The 18817-nt window shown below is 66.3% G+C and carries 15 protein-coding genes and 2 tRNA genes; 8 read left to right on the forward strand and 9 right to left on the reverse strand.

Annotated features, from left to right (window positions below):
* Window positions 1–20: 20 nt before the first annotated feature.
* From ACEN8G_RS08190 to ACEN8G_RS08210, 5 genes are all read left to right on the forward strand, one after another.
* A tRNA-Ile gene (locus ACEN8G_RS08190) sits at window positions 21–97 on the forward strand.
* 363 nt (window positions 98–460) lie between these two features.
* Window positions 461–3211 (forward strand): TonB-dependent receptor, encoded by a 2751-nt coding sequence (locus tag ACEN8G_RS08195; RefSeq protein WP_413415530.1) that lies wholly within the window; start codon window positions 461–463, stop codon window positions 3209–3211.
* Window positions 3212–3272: 61 nt separating this feature from the next.
* Complete coding sequence (locus ACEN8G_RS08200; protein WP_413415529.1) at window positions 3273–4310, forward strand: phosphatidylinositol-specific phospholipase C1-like protein; 1038 nt, start codon at window positions 3273–3275, stop codon at window positions 4308–4310.
* Between the two features lie 17 nt (window positions 4311–4327).
* A complete protein-coding gene (gene phoA / locus ACEN8G_RS08205; RefSeq protein WP_413415528.1) occupies window positions 4328–5734 on the forward strand; it encodes an alkaline phosphatase in 1407 nt (468 codons plus the stop codon).
* Between the two features lie 75 nt (window positions 5735–5809).
* Window positions 5810–5886, forward strand: a tRNA-Pro gene (locus ACEN8G_RS08210).
* Between the two features lies 1 nt (window position 5887).
* Here the strand turns inward: ACEN8G_RS08210 and dctA are convergent.
* From dctA to ACEN8G_RS08225, 3 genes are all read right to left on the reverse strand, one after another.
* A complete protein-coding gene (gene dctA, locus ACEN8G_RS08215) occupies window positions 5888–7225 on the reverse strand; it encodes a C4-dicarboxylate transporter DctA (protein ID WP_413415527.1) in 1338 nt (445 codons plus the stop codon).
* 147 nt (window positions 7226–7372) lie between these two features.
* Window positions 7373–7606 carry a hypothetical protein gene (locus tag ACEN8G_RS08220; RefSeq protein ID WP_307118924.1) on the reverse strand — a complete coding sequence of 78 codons (234 nt, stop codon included), beginning with the start codon at window positions 7604–7606 and terminating at the stop codon, window positions 7373–7375.
* A 184-nt stretch (window positions 7607–7790) separates the two neighbouring features.
* Window positions 7791–9167 (reverse strand): M20/M25/M40 family metallo-hydrolase, encoded by a 1377-nt coding sequence (locus ACEN8G_RS08225; RefSeq protein WP_413415526.1) that lies wholly within the window; start codon window positions 9165–9167, stop codon window positions 7791–7793.
* Window positions 9168–9492: 325 nt separating this feature from the next.
* Between ACEN8G_RS08225 and ettA the strand changes: the two genes are divergently transcribed.
* Together ettA and ACEN8G_RS08235 are read left to right on the forward strand one after the other, a co-directional pair.
* Entirely contained in the window at window positions 9493–11172 is a 1680-nt protein-coding gene (gene ettA, locus ACEN8G_RS08230; protein WP_413415525.1) for an energy-dependent translational throttle protein EttA, read from the forward strand.
* Between the two features lie 156 nt (window positions 11173–11328).
* Complete coding sequence (locus ACEN8G_RS08235; protein ID WP_413415524.1) at window positions 11329–13095, forward strand: methyl-accepting chemotaxis protein; 1767 nt, start codon at window positions 11329–11331, stop codon at window positions 13093–13095.
* A gap of 26 nt (window positions 13096–13121) precedes the next feature.
* On the opposite strand, the gene ACEN8G_RS08240 is transcribed toward ACEN8G_RS08235, so the two are convergent.
* On the reverse strand, window positions 13122–13919 hold the full coding sequence (locus tag ACEN8G_RS08240; protein WP_413415523.1) for a transporter: 798 nt from the start codon (window positions 13917–13919) through the stop codon (window positions 13122–13124).
* Between the two features lie 58 nt (window positions 13920–13977).
* Between ACEN8G_RS08240 and ACEN8G_RS08245 the strand changes: the two genes are divergently transcribed.
* Complete coding sequence (locus tag ACEN8G_RS08245; RefSeq protein WP_413415522.1) at window positions 13978–14982, forward strand: M28 family peptidase; 1005 nt, start codon at window positions 13978–13980, stop codon at window positions 14980–14982.
* Here the strand turns inward: ACEN8G_RS08245 and ACEN8G_RS08250 are convergent.
* The 5 genes from ACEN8G_RS08250 to ACEN8G_RS08270 all read right to left on the reverse strand — a co-directional run bounded on the left by ACEN8G_RS08250 (window position 14979) and on the right by ACEN8G_RS08270 (window position 18776).
* Window positions 14979–15362: a DoxX family protein gene (locus ACEN8G_RS08250; RefSeq protein WP_307118930.1), complete on the reverse strand. Its 384-nt coding sequence runs from the start codon at window positions 15360–15362 to the stop codon at window positions 14979–14981. The genes ACEN8G_RS08245 and ACEN8G_RS08250 overlap by 4 nt on opposite strands.
* Window positions 15363–15473: 111 nt before the next feature.
* Window positions 15474–15707: a hypothetical protein gene (locus tag ACEN8G_RS08255; protein ID WP_413415521.1), complete on the reverse strand. Its 234-nt coding sequence runs from the start codon at window positions 15705–15707 to the stop codon at window positions 15474–15476.
* 49 nt (window positions 15708–15756) lie between these two features.
* Window positions 15757–16035: an acylphosphatase gene (locus ACEN8G_RS08260; protein WP_307118931.1), complete on the reverse strand. Its 279-nt coding sequence runs from the start codon at window positions 16033–16035 to the stop codon at window positions 15757–15759.
* 107 nt (window positions 16036–16142) lie between these two features.
* Window positions 16143–16619 carry a transcription elongation factor GreB gene (greB, locus tag ACEN8G_RS08265; RefSeq protein WP_307118932.1) on the reverse strand — a complete coding sequence of 159 codons (477 nt, stop codon included), beginning with the start codon at window positions 16617–16619 and terminating at the stop codon, window positions 16143–16145.
* A 150-nt stretch (window positions 16620–16769) separates the two neighbouring features.
* Window positions 16770–18776 carry a lytic transglycosylase domain-containing protein gene (locus tag ACEN8G_RS08270; RefSeq protein WP_413419107.1) on the reverse strand — a complete coding sequence of 669 codons (2007 nt, stop codon included), beginning with the start codon at window positions 18774–18776 and terminating at the stop codon, window positions 16770–16772.
* Window positions 18777–18817 lie beyond the last annotated feature (41 nt).

The following is an 18817-nucleotide window of genomic DNA, read 5'->3' on the forward strand; positions in this document are numbered from 1 at the left end:
GTGCGGGCCTGACTGCTGGGGGGCCTGTAGCTCAATTGGTTAGAGCTGGCCGCTCATAACGGCTAGGTTGCGGGTTCAAGTCCTGCCGGGCCCACCAGCGGTATCTTTGCGCCTGTCGGCCCCTAGCCGCGACTTTGCGGCGATTTCGATCATATCCGGGTTCGCGCGATGCGCGCCGTTCGCAAGGCCACTGCCTTCGATATATTCATCGATCGTCACAGCCACGTAATATCTAGTCCCCACCGGACCCCCCGAAAGAAAAGTTTCAAGTCGAGACGCGTCAGGGCCGTCGTCAGGCTTGGAGGAGCGGAGAGGGAGGCGTGAGGGAGCCGACGGGTTCCTGAGCGCCGACAAGAATAGAGTTCGAACAACGCCGCCATCCCGGTCTCTCGAAGGCCGGGAAACGCTGGCGCTCGTCCGCAGGACATGCGGCGGGGCACATATCCAGAGGGGGATAGATATGCACACCAAGTCCAGTCATCGTACCCATGCCGCACAGCTTCTGCTGGGTGCGGCGTTCGCGGCGCTGTGCGTCGCCCCGGCTGCCGCGCAGACTGCACCGGCGTCGGAACCGGTCGCAGAGGAAGATGGCGCGATCGTCGTCTCCGGCTATCGCCGCAGCCTCGAGGACGCGATCGACCTGAAGCGCAACACCGTCGGCTTCTCGGATTCGATCGTCGCCACCGACATCGCCGATTTCCCCGAGCAGAACCTGTCCGAAGCGCTGCAGCGCATGCCCGGCGTGACCATCGAGCGCGAAAAGGGCCTGGGCACCCGCGTCAACGTGCGCGGCCTGCCGAGCGAGTTCACCTTCGTCTCGATCAACAAGCTCGCCACCGCTTCGGGTTCGGGCGGCCGTGACGTCGAGTTCGACATCTTCGCCTCTGAGCTGATCCAGTCGGTCACCGTCCAGAAGTCGCCCACCGCGGCGGACGAGGAGGGCGGCATAGCCGGCTCCGTGCTGATCCGCACCGCGCGCCCCTTCGACAATCCGGGCCTGCGTCTGGTCGGCAGTGCCGAGGGCGCGTACAACTCGATCTCCGAGAAGATCGACCCGAGCTTCTCGTTCCTCGCCAGCAAGACGTTCGGCGATTTCGGCGCGCTGATCTCGGTCGCCAAGCAGCAACGCACCAACCGCACCGATTCCAACTCGGGCATCAACTTCCGTCCGATCGCGCGCTGGACCGACCGTACCGGCACCACCTATCGCAATCAGGCGATCGCCGTGCTCCAGCGCGACGCCGGCATCACCTTCACCGATGCGATGAAGAACAAGATCGTCTTCCTCGATAAGGTCGGCGACCGCGTCTATCAGAACGACCAGGACCGGCTCGGCATCTCTGGCTCGCTCCAGTACAAGCCGGGCGACCATTTCAGCCTGGCCTTCGACGCGTTCATCGGCTCGTACGACACGACCGAGGACGAGTACGACGCGGCCGGCTATTCGGCATCGAGCAACTCGACGCTGGAGACGATCCACGACTTCGACGCGACGACGCTGTCCAGCTCGGGCATCGTCGTGCTGCGCGACGTGTCGTACACCAACACCCAGCACGAATTCCTGAGCAAGCAGTACCTGACCGACACCGACTATCGCCAGTTCAGCGGTGAGATGAACTGGAAGGTCGGCAACCTGACGGTCAACGCGCTGGGCGGCTATTCGGGCGCCAAGCGGGTGCTCGACTATGCCAACCTCAAGCACGTCGCCTATGCGCCGTCGCGCACCCGCTACACCGAGACGGGCGGCGAGACGATCCCGAGCGCCAACCCGAATACGATCGACATGTACGATGCGCCGAGCAAGTATCTGTTCGAGGCCTATGAGACGACCCGCGAGGAAATCCAGGACGACAAGTACGCCGGCCAGATCGACCTGAGCTGGGCCTTCGGCTCGTCGGTGTTCAAGCGCCTCAACTGGGGTGGCCGCTACACCAGCAAGACCAACGAGCGCCAATATGGCGAGGAGAAGATCCAGGGCCCGACGCGCGGCAGCACCGCCTATGTCAACGTACGCAAACTCGGCGACAGCCCGCTGACCAATGTGACCGACATCGTCGGCGGCAAGGACTATCAGGCGCGCAACCTGAGCTGGTCGCAGATCTCGAACGACTATGCCCGCAGCTTCTTCCGCCCGGCCGGCTTCGTGACGCCGTACCAGAACGCGAACTATTACAAGGTCAAGGAAGACACGGTCGCGGGCTATGCGATGCTCGACCTCGAGTTCGATGTCTCCTTCCCGATCTTCGTGAACCTGGGCGGCCGCTACCTGCGCACCTCGATCACCTCGGAAGGCTTCCACCAGATCCAGAACCCGAACGGCACCACCGGGCTGACCGGCACGCCGATTTCGAGCACCGGCCGCTACGAGAAGTTCCTGCCTTCGTTCAACGCGCATGCCGAGCTGACCAGCAGCCTGTACCTGCGCGCCGCCGCCTCAAAGACGCTGATCCGCCCGGCACTCACCGACCTGGCGTACAAGCGCACCGCGAGTTTCAGCAGCTTCCGCTACACCGACGGCAATCCGGGCCTGAAGCCCACGCTGGCCGATCAGTGGGAAGTCGGCGTCGAGAAGTATCTCGGCAATGACGGCGGCATCCTGGCGGCGTCCTATTTCTGGAAGAAGATCAAAGGCGTGGTCCAGAGCCGGCTGACCGGCGAAGTCCCGGGCGTGACCGTTTACAATGCCAATGGCACGATCAACGGCGTCTATGATTTCGACGTCTACCAGCCGGTCAATGCCGAGGGTTCGTACGATGTCAGCGGCGTCGAGCTGAACGCGGTGATCCCGTTCGGCATGTTCGCCAACTGGATGGACGGCTTCGGCATCAACGCCAACGCCACCTTCCTCGACAGCTCGCTGACCGGCCAGTCGGACCTCGGCGTGCCGACCTCGCCGATCGGGCTGGCCGACAGGACGTACAATGCGACGGTGTTCTACGATAAGGGCCCGATCTCGCTGCGCGTGTCGTACAACCGCAAGGGCGCCTATGTGGAGCGGATCGAGCGGAACATGTATCCGGTCTATCGCAACGCCTATGGCCAGTTCGACTTCGCGGCCAGCTACCAGCTGACCCGCAACTTCCGGGCCGAGCTGCAGGGCATCAACGTGGGGAACGCGAAGACCACGGGCTACACGATGGACCCGAGCTTCCCGACCACCTACGAATTCTCGGGAAGCCGCATCACGCTGGGCGTTCGCGCCCAGTTCTGACCCTCTGACCGGGCCGGCATGCCATGCGGTGTGCCGGCCCACCCATTGCTGGAGTAATGCGATGTTCTGGCTGTTCGCCCCGCTTGCCCTTGCCGCTGCCGATACGCCGGTGCGGATCAACGACCTGGTGATGCTGGGCACGCACAACAGCTACAAGCTGGCGATGCCGGCGGAGCGCATGAAGCAGCTGCGGGCGTTCGACGCCAACAGCGCCGATGCGCTCGATTATTCCCACCGGCCGCTGGTCGAACAGCTCGATGCCGGTGCGCGGCAGCTCGAGCTCGACATCTGGTACGATCCCAAGGGCGGGATTTATGCCGATGGTTCGGCGGACCCGACGATGCAGCGCCCGGGCTTCAAGGTCCAGCACATGGCGGGGTTCGACAATCGCTCGAACTGCCTGACGCTGGTCCAGTGCCTGACGATCATCCGCAGCTGGTCGGATGCGCATCCGGGCCATGTGCCGATCCTGCTGATGTTCAACACCAACGACAATGGCCGCTTCATCAAGGGAGAGGCCTATAGCGAAGCCGCCTATGACGCGCTCGATGCCGAGGTGCGCTCGGTGCTGTCGCCGAAAAAGCTGATCGTGCCCGATGACGTGCAGGGCAAATACCCGACGCTGCGCGACGCGGTGCTGGCGAATAACTGGCCTACGCTGAAGGCATCGCGCGGCAAGTTCCTGTTCGCGCTAGACGAGACCCCGGCCAAGGTCGCGCTCTATCGCGGCGCGCGCAAATCGCTGGAGGGGCGCGTGTTCTTCGTGAACACCGACGAGGCTTCGCCCGCTGCGGCCTACATGACGATCAACGAGCCGGTGCGCGATGCCGGGCGGATCGCAAGCGCCGTGAAGGCCAATTTCCTCGTCCGCACCCGTGCCGATGCCAACACGCGCGAGGCCCGCGCCAACGATACCGGCCCACGCGACGCCGCCTTCCGCAGCGGCGCGCAATATATCTCGACCGACTATCTCTGGCCCGATCCGCGCTTCGCCGGCGGCTACCGGGTGACGATGCCCGGCGGCGCGATCGCGCTGTGCAACCCGGCGCGCCGTCCGCAGGGATGCGGCGCGCCAATCACCGAACCCAAGACCCGCTGACTTTCCGGAGCATTGCCATGATCTCGCGTATCGCCATCGCCGCGCTTCTCGCGCTCGCCAGCCAGCCCGCCTTCGCGCAGGAGGCTACGCCCGACCTGTCGCGTGCAGCGCGCGGCGACGTGCGCGAGCCGGGCGGCGCGCGCCGCCTGCCGGGCGACATGCGCGCACTCTACGAGAAGCTGAGCAAGCAGGGCGACGTCCGCAACGTCATCCTGCTGATCGGCGACGGCATGGGGGATTCCGAGATCACCTTGGCACGCAACTATGCCGAGGGGGCAGGCGGCTATTTCAAGGGGATCGATGCGCTGCCCTTCACCGGCCAGTACACCCATTATTCGCTCGATCGCGAGACCGGCAAGCCGAACTACGTCACCGACAGCGCAGCCTCGGCCACGGCATGGGCTTCGGGCGTGAAGAGCTATAACGGCGCGATCGGCGTCGATATCACCGGCAAGGCGCAGCGCACGTTGCTCGAATATGCCAAGGCGGCGGGGCTCGCCACCGGCGACGTCTCGACCGCCGAGATTCAGGACGCGACCCCGGGCGCGCAGATCGCCCATGTCGCCTTCCGTAGCTGCTATGCGCCGGCGGTGACGCTCAAGACCTGTCCGCAGAACGCGCTGGAGAATGGCGGCCTGGGCTCGATCACCGAGCAGCTGCTCGATGTCCGCGCCGATCTGGTGCTGGGCGGCGGCGCGAAGAGCTTCGCCGAGGCCGCGACCGCGGGCAAGTGGAAGGGCAAGACGCTGGAGCAGCAGGCGCAGGCCCGCGGCTATCGCATCGTCCGCAACGCCGCCGAGCTCGACGCGATCACCCGCGCCGACGACAGGCAGCCGCTGATCGGCCTGTTCGCCGAGGGCAACATGCCGGTGCGCTGGACCGGGCCGAAGGCGAGCTTCCACGGCAATATCGACAAGCCCGCGATCACCTGCCAGCCCAATGCGGCGCGCGATGCCAGCATCCCGACGCTCGCGGGGATGACGCGTAAGGCGATCTCGCTGCTCAAGGGCAATCGCAAGGGCTTCTTCCTCCAGGTCGAGGGGGCCTCGATTGACAAGGAGGACCATGCCGCCAATCCATGCGGCCAGATCGGCGAGACGGTCGATCTCGACGAGGCGGTGCAGGTCGCACTCGAATTCGCCCGCAAGGACGGCCACACGCTGGTGATCGTCACTGCCGATCACGCCCATACCAGCCAGATCGTCGGCAACGGCACCAAGGCCCCGGGCCTGACCGCCGCGCTCAACACCCGCGAGGGCGGGGTGATGACGGTCAATTACGGCACCGCGGAGGAAGGCTCGCAGGGCCATACCGGCACCCAGCTGCGCATTGCCGCCTTTGGCCCGCGTGCCGTGAACGTCAGCGGGCTGCTCGACCAGACCGACCTGCACTACATCATCCGGGACGCGCTGGGCCTCAAGTGATCCGGGGCAGGGGCTGGCCTAGCGCCGGCCCCTCTTGTGTCCCGGGTATCTTGCGACTAGGGCCGCATTCCGCGTCGGGGAGTGGCGCAGTCTGGTAGCGCGCCTGCTTTGGGAGCAGGATGTCGCAGGTTCGAATCCTGTCTCCCCGACCACTCAATCCATATCGGTTTCACTTGCGATCCGGGGCGGTATATTTTCCGCCTTGCCGTCCAGTGCGCGCTTCAGGGCGTCGGCATCGAGCCGTCCTTCCCAGCGCGCCACCACGATCGTCGCCACGGCATTGCCGATGAAGTTGGTCAGGCTGCGGCATTCGCTCATGAAGCGGTCGACACCCAGGATCAGCGCCATGCCGGCGACCGGAATGGTCGGCACGACCATCAGCGTCGCCGCCAGCGTGGCGAAGCCCGCACCGGTCACGCCCGCGGCGCCCTTGGAGGTGAGCATCGCGGTGCCGAGCAGGATCAGCTGCTCGCCGAGCGACAGGTGCACGCCGGTCGCCTGGGCGATGAACAGTGCCGCCAGTGTCATGTAGATGTTGGTGCCGTCGAGATTGAACGAATAGCCGGCGGGCACGACGACGCCGACGACTTCCTTGTCGCAGCCGGCACGTTCGAGCTTTTCCATCAGCGCGGGCAGGGCCGCCTCGGAGGAGGAGGCGCCGAGGACGAGGAAGAGCTCGCCCTTCAGGTAGCGCAGCAGCTTGAGGATCGAGAAGCCGGCGAACCAGCCGACCAGACCGAGCACGACGAGCACGAACAAGGCAGAGGTAGCGTAGAAGGTCGCGACCAGCCCGCCGAGGTTCCACAGCGCCCCCACGCCATATTTGCCGATGGTGAAGGCCATGGCGCCGAATGCACCCACGGGAGCGGCGCGCATCAGGATCGCCACGAGGCGGAACACGACGAGGCTCAACTGCTCAAGCAGGTCGACCAGCGGGCGGACGCGCTCGCCCAGCCCGGCGAGGCCCACGCCGAACAGGATGGCGACGAACAGCACCTGGAGGATCGAGCCGCTGGTGAGCGCCGAGGCCAGCGTCGTCGGGATGATCGCCATCACGAAGCCGGTGATGCTGGTCTCGTGTGCCTGCTTCTCATAGCCGGCGACCTTGGCCTCGCTCAGCGTGTGCGGATCGATGTGCATGCTCGCGCCGGGCTGGACGACATGGGCGACGATCAGGCCGACGACCAGCGCCAGCGAGGAGAAGAACAGGAAATAGGCGAGGGCCTTGATCACCACCCGGCCGAGCGAGCCCAGCTCGCGGGCGCCGGCGATGCCGGTCACCAGAGTGAGGAAGATGACCGGGGCGATGATCATCTTGACCAGGTTGACGAAGGCGAGGCCGAGCCATTCGAGCGAGGCGCCGAAACTGGGCCAGAGCGCGCCGACCAGTACGCCGGCGGCGATGCCGATCAGCACCTGGACATAGAGCATCTGCCACCAGGGCTGGGGCTTGGGCGGTTCTCCGGCATAGCTGGTGGCGACTGCGCCCATTCACTCTTCCCCCAATATTTCCACCGGCCCCAATATTTCCACCGGCATAGCGGAGCGCGCGAAAGCCCCAAACGGAAAAGGACGCCCCCTTGCAGGAGCGTCCTTCCTATCTCTCGGTCCGGCCAGGGGCCGGGTGCCGAACAGAGATCAGTGGGCGTTCGCCTCGGCGGCGTCGGCCTTGTTCTCTTCCACGTTCGCGGCGTTCTCGAGGGTCGCCTCGGCAGCAGCGTTGGTGGTGTTGTCGGCAGCGGCTTCGTACGCAGCGGCATTCGCCTCGTGCGAGTCGGCAACGTTCTCGGCGGTGGTGTTGGTGGTGCCGCCGTTGCAAGCCGCGAGCGACATCAGGCCGGCGGTCGCAGCAACAATGAGGATCTTCTTCATGTGGTGCTCCTAAAGGAACTCAAACGTTTCGCAGCCGGCCCGATTAGCCGTCGCGAACCGCTGGCATAGCGGTCGTTGCGTTTGCGTCAATCGCAAATTCACCCACTGGCAAAATTTAGGACATTTTTTCGCCCAAATCTTGCCAGTTGGCGGCCATCAATGCGCGAGGCCGCCTCCGGTTCCCTTACTCGCCCTCACCCTTGGGGATCGGGCCGATGTCCTCCGGCGCGTTCGCCGTCACTGCCAGCATCGCGGTCCAGGCTGCCACATTCTGCCGTAGCTGCTCCGGATCGATCTTGTCGAGCGTGTCGTCGGGCGTGTGGTGATAATCGAAATAGCGCAGGCCGGACTGGGAGAGATCGATCACGCCCACACCGGTGTTGATGACCGGACCGACATCGGTGCCGCCATGCGCCGTGCCCCGGCCGCGCGAGATGCCGAGCGGCGAAAGCACGGTGGCGAGACGGTCCGCGATGGGCTTGGCGCCCTCGGGCAGGTTCACTTCGAACTTCCAGACGCGATCGGCGCCGAAATCCGATTCCTGGGCGAGGACGTGCCGCTCAGTGGCATGCGCCTTGGCGTAGGCCGAGCCCCCGAAGCCGCCGACTTCCTCCGCGCCGAACCAGACGACGCGGATCGTGCGCTTCGGCTGGCCGGCATCCATGATCCGCTTGGCGGCGGCAGTGGTGATCGCAACGCCCGAGGCGTCGTCGATCGCGCCGGTGCCGAGATCCCAGCTGTCGAGATGGCCGCCGACCAGGATGATCCCCGCAGATGGATCGCTGCCCGGCACATCGGCAATGACGTTGCCCGATTCGGCCTCGCCCTTCACGCCTGCGGTGATCTGCACGCGCAGCTTCACCGGGCCGCGCTTGAGCAGCCGCTCGAGCTGGTCGGCGTCGGGGAGCGACAGCGCGGCGGCGCCGATCGGCTTCACGCCCTGGGTCCAGCTGGTGACGCCGGTATGGGGATTGCGGTGATGATCGGTGCCGATCGAGCGGATCAGGATCGCCGCTGCGCCCTTGGTAGCGGCGATGTTCGGGCCGGCGCGCCGGGCGGCGCCGTAATAGCCATATTGCGAGCCGTCCTGGGTGGGCGTCATCGTGTTGCCGACATAGACGATCTTGCCCTTCACCGCCTCGGCCGGTGCGGCCTGGAGATCGGCGAAGGTCGGGAAGAACGCCACTTCGGCCTCGATCGGCTTGGGGCCGGTCGAGCCCGAATTGCCGAGCGCCGCGATGACGAGCTTCTGCGATGCGGAGCCGAGCACCTCGGCGGTCTCGATGCCGCGTTCCCAGAGCGGCATCTTGAAGGTCTCGATATGGACGTTCTTGAAGCCGAGCGCGGTGAGCTTCCTGACCGCCCAGGCGCGGGCGCGGGCTTCCGCCTCGGTCGCCGCCAGGCGCTGGCCGACCTCGGTGGTGAGGCCTTCGGTGATCTCCCAGGCAAGGTCGTCCTTGAGCGCCGCGTCGCGCAGTGCTGCTGCGTCATGCGTCTGGGCCAGAGCGGGGAGGGGCAGGGCGAGGGCGGCGACGGCCGCGAGCAGGATGCGCTTGGTCATGGCCGGCGACGCTAGTCGCGAGCGAAACATTCGGCAATGCACCGAGGGTTTCCACGGCGTTTCCGGGGCGCTTTCGAGCCGATATTCAACCGAGTGGTTGAGCAATTCGTTGAATCCCTTGAATCACTTTGTACATGTGGCCGGCATTCAACCGATCGTTGAACGACGCACACCACTGCCCGCCGGGCCCGGGAAGAGGGCAGCAGAGGAAATCCTACATTGCAAGCGGGGCGTTCCGGCGCGGCTGCGTTGCCATTTTGCCAGCCCCCCGCTACATCGCCGCCAAACTTCCTGCATATCCAGACCTGCGAACGGAGACCGCCACGTGGCCGCCCAATACGCCTTCGTCATGAAGGACATGACCAAGACCTTCCCCGGCGCTCCCAAGCCGGTGCTGAACAACATCAACCTGCAATTCTATCAGGGTGCCAAGATCGGCATCGTCGGCCCGAACGGTGCCGGCAAGTCGACCCTGATGAAGATCATGGCCGGCATCGACAAGGATTTCACCGGCGAGGCTTGGCCGGGCGAGAACATCACCGTCGGCTATCTGCCGCAGGAGCCCGAGCTCGATCCCACCAAGAGCGTGCTCGAGAACGTCAAGGACGGCGCGCGCGAGACCGCCGATCTGGTCGAGCGCTTCAACGCGATCTCGGCCGAGATGGGTGATCCCAAGGACGACACCGATTTCGACGCCCTGATGGAAGAGATGGGCGAACTGCAGACGAAGATCGACGCGGTCGATGGCTGGACGCTCGACAACCAGCTCGAAGTCGCGATGGAAGCGCTGCGCTGCCCGCCGGGCGACTGGTCGGTCGAGAACCTGTCGGGTGGTGAGAAGCGCCGCATCGCGCTCACCCGCCTGCTGATCCAGAAGCCGTCGATCCTGCTGCTCGACGAACCGACCAACCACCTCGATGCCGAGAGCGTCCAGTGGCTTGAGCACCACCTCAAGGAATATGCCGGCGCGGTGCTGATGATCACCCACGATCGCTACTTCCTCGACAATGTGGTCGGCTGGATCCTCGAGATCGATCGCGGCAAGTACTTCCCGTACGAGGGCAATTACTCGACCTATCTCGAGAAGAAGGCCAAGCGCCTCGAGCAGGAGGATCGCGAGGAATCGAGCCGCCAGACCGCGATCAAGAACGAGCTCGAATGGATCCGTCAGGGCGCCAAGGGCCGCCAGACCAAGTCCAAGGCGCGTATCGCCAAGTTCGACCAGCTGGTTGAATCGCAGCAGAACCGCAAGCCGACCGGCGCCCAGATCGTCATCCAGGTGCCCGAGCGCCTGGGCGGCAAGGTGATCGAGGTGGAGAACATCTCCAAGGCGTATGGCGACAAGCTGCTGTTCGAGAACCTCTCGTTCACGCTGCCGGCCGGCGGCATCGTCGGCGTGATCGGCCCGAACGGCGCCGGCAAGTCGACGCTGTTCAAGATGATCACCGGCCAGGAAACCCCGGACGAGGGTACCATCGAAATGGGCTCGACCGTCCGCCTGGGCTATGTCGATCAGAGCCGCGATCACCTGGACGACAAGAAGAACGTCTGGGAGGAAATCTCGGACGGGCATGACTATATGAAGGTCAACGGCCACGACGCCTCGACCCGTGCCTATGTGGGTGCCTTCAACTTCAAGGGCGCCGACCAGCAGAAGAATGTCGGCAAGCTCTCGGGCGGTGAGCGCAACCGCGTGAACATCGCCAAGATGCTGAAGCGCGGTGGCAATGTGCTGCTGCTCGACGAACCGACCAACGACCTCGACGTGGAAACGCTGGGCGCGCTGGAAGAGGCGATCGAGAATTTCGCGGGCTGCGCCGTGGTGATCAGCCACGATCGCTTTTTCCTCGATCGTCTCGCCACCCACATCCTCGCCTTCGAAGGCAACAGCCATGTCGAATGGTTCGAGGGCAATTTCGAAGCCTATGAGGAAGATAAGCGCCGTCGCCTGGGCGATGCCGCCGATCGTCCGACGGCGCTGTCGTACAAGAAGCTGACGCGCTGAGGAAAAGCCCGCTCCGGCAAGTCGCTGGAGCGGTTTCCTGACCAAGATCGAGAAGCGCCCGGGTGGAAACGCCCGGGCGTTTTTCGTTGTCTACCCGCGCTTGGCTCCGATTCGGCTCTATAAATTCCGTAATTTACGATGTCCCGGAGTTGAATCATGACCCTGAAGCAGAAGCTGCTCTCCGCCCTGGTGATGCTGGGAATCGTCCTCGGCGCCGTCATCGCGGGCTTTTCCTGGTCGGCGACCACCAGCCGCAACGCGCTGGACACGGTGCTGGCGGACCGCGTGATCCCGCTCAAGGACCTGAAGCAGGTCGCGGACAATTATGCCGTCGGCATCGTCGATTCCGCGCACAAGGCCAGGAACGGCAATATCAGCTTCGCCCAGGCGGTGCAGAATATCGACAAGAGCAAGGCCGAGATCGACGCGGCGTGGAAGCGCTATGCCGCGACCGACGCTACCGAGGACGAGGAAGCGCTCGCCAAGCAGGCCGAGGCCGCGATGGCCAAGGCCAATGAAGGCGTCGCCCGGCTGGAGACGATGCTGCGCAGCGGCGATCGCGCCGGGCTGGACCGGTTCGTGATGGGCGAGATCTATGCGGACGTGGATCCGGTCTCGGACACGGTGGGCAAGCTCGTCGCGCTGCAGATCAGCGTCGCCAGCGACGTGACCACCGGCGCGCTGTCCAGCGCCAACACCGCGATGACCGTGGTGATCGTGCTCGGCCTGATCGCGCTCGGCGTGCTCGGCGGAGCCTTCTACATCGTCAGCCGCAAGGTGGTGGCGCCGATCAAGGGCCTGGCCGAAGTGATCCACGGTATGGCGCGCGCGACCGGCACGACCAAGGTGCCGCATACCGACCAGCGCGACGAGATCGGCGACATCGCCCGCTCGGTCGACGCCTATCTGGAATCGGTGATCGCCAAGGAGCGTGACGCTTCCGCCGCCGCCGCCGAGACCCAGCGCATCGTCACCACGGCGCTGAGCCAGGGCCTGTCGGCGCTGGCCGAGGGCGACCTGACCGAGGAGATCTCGGTCGCGTTCCCGGAAAGCTATGCGACGCTCAAGACCAACTTCAACAGCGCGCTGATCGCGCTGCGCACGCTGATCTCCACCGTGAACGACGGCGCGGCCGCGATCCAGACGGGCTCGCGCGAGATCGCCCAGGCTTCGGAAGACCTGGCGCGCCGTACCGAGGGCAATGCCGCGAGCCTCGAGGAGACCTCGGCTGCGCTTGCCCAGATGGATCAGCGCCTGCGCGGCACTGCCGAGGCGGCGAACCAGACGGTGCGCAGCGCAGACGAGGCGATCCGCGTGGTCGGCGACGGCCGTTCGCTCGCCCATCAGGCGGTCACTGCGATGGGTCGGGTCAGCGAGAGCGCGCGCGGCATCGACGACGTGATCGAAGGCCTCGACAAGATCGCCTTCCAGACGCGCGTGCTGGCGATGAACGCTGCAGTCGAAGCCGGGCGTGCCGGTGAGGCCGGACGTGGCTTCGCGGTGGTCGCGGACCTGGTCTCGGCGCTTGCGATGCGCGCCGAGGAAGAGGCCAAGCGTGCCCGCGAGCAGCTGACCGTGACGCAGGACGAAGTCGGCTCGGCCGTGGAGGCGGTGCAGCGCATGGATACGGCGCTGGAGGCGATCTCGGGCGGCGTGGGCGCGGTCCACAAGCTGCTCGACGCCATGGCGGCGGACAACCAGGCCCAGTCGACCGCGATCACCCAGATCGTCACCGCGGTGAACGAGATGGACCAGTCGACCCAGCAGAATGCAGCGATGGTGGAAGAGACCTCGGCTGCCTCGCGCAACCTGGCCGAGGAGGTCGGCAACCTCGCCGACCAGGCCGGCAAGTTCCGCACCGAGGGTGGACGTGGTGCCGCGCCGCGGGGCCAGGTCGTCCAGCTCCACAGCGTCGCTGCCTGAGTTTTGCCCGGGGGATCGCTTGCCGCTCAGAAGCGGCGGGCGATCCCCATATAGAGCTCCACGTCCGGGCTGGCATGATTGAGCCCGGCGACGGCACCGATGTCGAGCTGCAGGTTCGACTTGGGCTGCCAGGCGACCGAGAGGCTGGCTAGCGCCTGGGTGGCGTGGCCGGCGGGATCGCGGTCGCGCACCGCCTGCAGCTCGAGCGCGCTGCTCACCGACTGGGTGACGGCCGCGGTGAGGCCGATGGCGCTGCCATAGGCCAGGTGGCGGCCGTGCCGGTCCTGGTCTACCGCCGCATCGATCTCGGGGGTCAGCGACAGGCCGAGCTTGTCGGTGAGGCTGTAGCTGAGCGGCACGATCAGGCCGGCACCCCAGTCGCCCGCGCCGATCGTCGCGCCGCCCACCGGCAGCGTGGCATAGGGCATGACCGCAGCGGCGAAGCCCGAGCCGTCGGGATGCGCGAGGTTGCGGCGGACCGCGAGGGTGACGTCGCCGGTGCCGCTGTCATGCGTGACCGCGCCGGTGGTGCGGTCATGGGTGCGGACGGCGCCCAGGGCGGTCCAGCCGAGCTGGACCTCGGCGTGGTCGGCGACCCCGTAGCGGAGCAGCATGTCGCCGAAGGTGAAGCTGTCGCTGCGCTGGCCGGCATCACGGTCGAGCGACCAGTCGATCGCGCCCATCTCCGCGACGAGGTGCCCGGGATCGACGGTGCAGGCGGGCGTGTCCAGGCCCGGGCGGTCAGGACAGAGCGGGCGCAGGTCCTGCGCTTCGGCGGTGCCGATGGTGGCGAATGCGGCGGCTAGGGCAAGGGCGAGCTTCATGGCGGCGGCATAGACGGTTCGCGGGCGGCAGGGTAGCGTCCGTCCGAGAGGGAGCTGCATGCGCGAATGGATCAGGGAAAATGCCGGGCGGATAGGCGTGCTGGCGATCCTTGCCGCGCTGTTCCTGTCGCCCGTTGTGGCGTTGCGGTGGATGACCTCGGTGCCGGGCCAGTCCTGGGAGGGGCCGTTGCCACCGCTCACGCCGGTCGAGCGCGACCTTGCCGGGCGGCTGCGCGGACATGTCGCGACGATTGCCAGCAAGCCGCACAATATCGGCCATGCAACGGGCTATGCCGCGGCGGTCACCTATATCGAGCAGCAGCTGGCGGCTTCGGGCTATGCGGTCACCCGCCAGGTCTTTGACGCGGGGCTGGCGGTCAATCTCGAAGCGGTGATCGAGCCGCGCTCGGCCGATGCGCCGACCCTGGTGGTGGGCGCGCATTACGACAGCGCGCGGGGTGCGCCGGGCGCCAATGACAATGGCAGCGGCACCGCGGCGCTGCTCGAGCTCGCCCGGCTGCTCGCCGACCTGCGCGGCAAGGCGGACGTCCGCATCCGGCTGGCCTTCTTCGCCAATGAGGAGCCGCCCTTTTTCAAGACCGACCGGATGGGCAGCCTGGTCTATGCCCGGGTACTGTCGGAGAAGGGGCAGAAGCCTGATGCGATGTTCTCGCTGGAGACGCTGGGCTTCTACGACGACGCGCGGGGGAGCCAGCATTATCCGTTCCCGCTCGGCGCGCTCTATCCGGACACGGGGAATTTCGTCGCGTTCGTCGGCACCGTTTCGTCACGGCCGCTGGTGCGCAAGGCCGTAGGCGCGTTTCGCGAAGTGGCGCAGTTCCCGAGCGTGGGCGGTACCGCGCCGGGCTTTGTCGAGGGGATCGACTGGTCGGATCACTGGTCGTTCGGCGAGATCGGCGTGTCGGCGCTGATGATCACCGATACCGCGCCGTTCCGCTATCCGCACTATCACAAGCTGACGGATACCCCGGACAAGCTCGATTACGACCGGCTTGCCCGGGTTACCCTGGGTATCGAGCGGCTGATCCGCCGCTGGCGTTAGGCCTTCTTGGCCGTCGCCGCGTCTGCGCTCCACGTGCCGCCGCCGGCGGCCGCGAGGTAGAGGAAGATGAAGCAGTAGAGCATGATCGCCTCGCCGCCGTTCACCGCCGGGAAGAAGCCGCCCTTGGCGTGGACGAGGAAATAGCCGACCGCGCACATGCCCGAGGCGATGAAGGCGACCGGGCGGGTGAACAGGCCGATGACGAGCAGCGCGCCGCCGACCAGCTCGATCGTGCCCGCGGCATAGAGCAGCGGATTGAGCGGCATGGGGAAGGGCGGCACGTTGAAGAACTTGGAAAGGCCGTGCTGCAGGAAGCCAAGGCCTGCGAAGATGCGCAGGACGCTCAGCAGCTTGCCGGACCAGCTTGCGGGAATGGGCATGCAATAGTCTCCCTCGACCGGCGCGCGTCCTTGCGGGCCGTTTCGAAAGGGAAATGTTTCACTTCATGTCCCGCCGGTCAACCGGACGCCCGGGAAACCGAATGTTTCCGATCAGGCGCCGCGCGGGCGATCCTTCGGTTCGGCGGCGTTGTTGGCGATGTCATCGGCCTTGTGGACGCGCGTGCGACCGTCCGGATCCTCGATCAGGTCGAGCTCCGCCTGGCTGGACACGTCGCCGGCGAGATTGCCGCCCGAGCCGCCTTGCTGGCCCGGCGCCGTCTCGATGGCGTCGATCATCGCGCTGTCGTCATGCTCGCGCGCGCTCGTGGTGCTGGGATTTTCCATATCACTCTCCTTGCACGGTCAATGTGCGAGCAGCGCGGCGCGTTCCGCCTCAGGCGGTGAAGCGCTTGGTAAATCCCTTGGCGTGCTTGTCCTCGGCGGTCTGGAAGGCCTCGACATGGTCGACCACTGCCATGGGCGGGCCTTCGCGCAGCGCTTCGGTGAGCGAGGACAGGGCCTCCTCATCGCCCTCGGCGAGCAGCTCCACGCGCCCGTCGTTCAGATTGCGGACCCAGCCCTTCACGCCAAGCTGCTTGGCGGTACGCACCGCCCAGTCCCGATAGCCGACGCGCTGCACGCGGCCCGACACATAGATACGCTGTGCCGTCATATGTCCCCACGCTCATTTTTATACCCGGCCGCAACCCTTCGGCCTGGGCACAGTTCTATCATTTTGAAGATGCGAGGGAATCCATTCGCGCGGCGACTCGTCGCGCCTCAGGGGTAAGTGATCGCAATCACTTCATATTCGCGCTCGCCCGCAGGCAGGCTGACGCGGCGCAGGTCGCCGATCCCGGCACCGCGCAGGGCGCGGGCGAGGGGGGCGTTCCAGCCGACCAGACCCTTGGCGGCATCGGCCTCGTCGTCGCCGACCAGGGTCAGCGTGCGGTGGTTGTCGTCCTCGTCCGCGATGGTGACGGTGGCGCCGAAATAGGCGCGGCTCTTGTCCTCCTGCTGCGCCGGATCGACGACCTTGGCCGCCTTCATCCGCTTCGACAGCCAGCCGAGCCGCCGGTCGATCTCGCGCAGGCGCTTGCGGCCGTAGATGTAATCCCCATTCTCCGAGCGGTCGCCATTGCCGGCGGCCCAGCTGATCGTCTCGACCAAGGCGGGGCGTTCCCTGGCGAAGAGGGCTTCGTATTCGGTCCGGAGCGCGGCGTAGCCGGCGGGAGTGATGTAGTTGGGGCGGTCCATTTCCGTCGCTTTTCGACCTGTGTTCCCCTTCCGCTTGCGGGAGGGGTTAGGGGAGGGGCCGTCTCGAAGCACGACCGTATGGCCAGCGGATACGCCCTCCCCCGACCCCTCCCGCAAGCGGAAGGGGAGCGCAAGTGGCTATGCGGTCCCCTAGCCCGGCTTGTTCTTGCCCAGATACCAGCTGGTGTTCGCCGGCCCCCTGGAGCGCGCGCGTTCCGGGTTGAGCAGGTCGTAGACCACCGCGTTCTCGATCACGCGCTGGACATAGTTCTTCGTCTCGAAGATCGGGATCTGCTCGATCCACTGGACGATGTCGCCGCCGGGCAGGCGCGGATCGCCATTGGCGCGGATCCATTTGTTCACATTGCCTGGGCCGGCATTGTACGCCGCGATCGCCAGCGGATAGCTGCCGTAGAGATTGTACATCCGCTGGAAATAAGTCGAGCCGAGCTGGATGTTGTAATCGGTGTCCGAGTTCAGCGTGCCGGGGCTGTAGCTCATCCCGAGCTTGGTCGAGACTTCGCGCGCCGTGCCCGGCATCAGCTGCATCAGGCCGCGTGCACCGGCATGGCTGACCGCGTCGCGATCGAACTGGCTCTCCTGGCGTGCGATGGCGTGGACGATCGTCCAGTAATCCTGCTGCGAGGCGGGCACCGCGACGGTGGGATAGCCGGCCGCGGTATAGTCGGAGAGGCCGTTCTGCAGTGCGCTCTTGCCGACCAGCACGCCCAGGTCCGGCCGGCCGATCGCCCGGCTCAGCTCGGCGGCGAGGATGTGGTCGCTGTCCGACGTCGCGTCATTGGCGATCTGGCGGATGAACAGGCTCTGGTCCTGCCGGTTGCCCATCGTGCCGAGCAGCTGCGCGGCGCGCACCGTCTCCTTCTTGAAGAAGGCGTCGCGCACCGCGGGATCGCTGACCCGGGCGTTGAAATCGGGTGGGCGCTTGAGCGGATTGCCGAGTCGCTCGGTGGCAAGCTGGCCGTAATAGACGTCGGGGAAGCCCGCCGCCTTGGTGTAGAAGCTGGTCGCCTTGGCCTGATCGCCCGAGACTTCCGCCGCGCGGCCGGCCCAGTAGAAGCCCTTGGACTGGGTGGTCGGGGTCTTCGAGCCATGGCCGTAGCGATCGAACATGCCGATCGCGTCACGGCTGCGACCGAGATTGTTGAGCGCCACCGTGCCGGCGAGCCAGGTGAGGCTGGTATAGTCGTCGCGCTCGCCGAGCGGCAGCTGGCTGATGTCGGTGCCGGCGGGGAAGGCGTCGTCGACCTGGCTGGCGATCTGGTAGGCGAGGCTGAACTGGCCGTCCGACTGGGCGCCGCGCGCCGCCGTCAGCAGCACTTCGTACCATTCCTCGGCATCGCCCGGATAGGAGGCGAGCTGGCGCGGCTGGGCGAGATAGGAACGCATCGCCGGGCTCTGGCCGGTGTCGCGCAGCCACATCGCGCGATCGGCGATGTAGCCGGGATTGGCGCGGCCGGTCGCAAGTGCAGCGGCACCCTTCGCATCGGCATCGGGCGCCTTGGTGCGGAAGGCGATCCGCGCGTCGAACACCGGGCGCATCGCCGGCGAGACATAGGAAAGCTGGCGCTGCGCGGCGCTGAGCGAGCCGGCCCAGAGCAGCATGTCCATCCGTGCGTCGTGATCGGCGGGCGTAAGCACACCTGCAAAGCCGGCGAGCAGGGCCGTCTCGTCGCGCGGGCGCAGCACGCCGTGGCGCCAGGCGCGGCGGGCCTGCTCCTCGGCTTCGGCGCGGCGGCCCGAGGCGGCGAGCCCCTCGGCATAGCGCAGGCGGCCGGCGGCGGTCAGCGGCGCGAAGCGCTCGAAATAGCGGACGACCAGGCCGGGCGCCCAGGTGCCGCTCTCGAGCACGGTTTCGGCGGCGGCGCGGCGGCTCTTCTCGCCCGGCCAGCCGGGATGGAGCAGCAGGAAATTGGCATAGTCGGAGAAGGGGTAGTTATCCGACTGCTGGAGGCGCTTCCATTCGACCAGCGCGTCGCCGAGTTGATCGGCCTGGATATAGGGCGGCGGCACGCGGGGAACGCCCGCTTCCAGCGCCACCTTGTACCACTGGATCTGCTCCTGCGTGAGCTGCGACGAGACGGCGAGCCCTGAGACGCCCGCGAACAACAACGCACTTTTCAACAGCGGAGCAAGCATACTGGACATGATAGATGACCCGCGCCTATCTGCCAGCCCCG

This window comes from Sphingomonas sp. Sphisp66 (assembly GCF_047324325.1).
In the GTDB taxonomy this organism is placed as follows: domain Bacteria; phylum Pseudomonadota; class Alphaproteobacteria; order Sphingomonadales; family Sphingomonadaceae; genus Sphingomonas.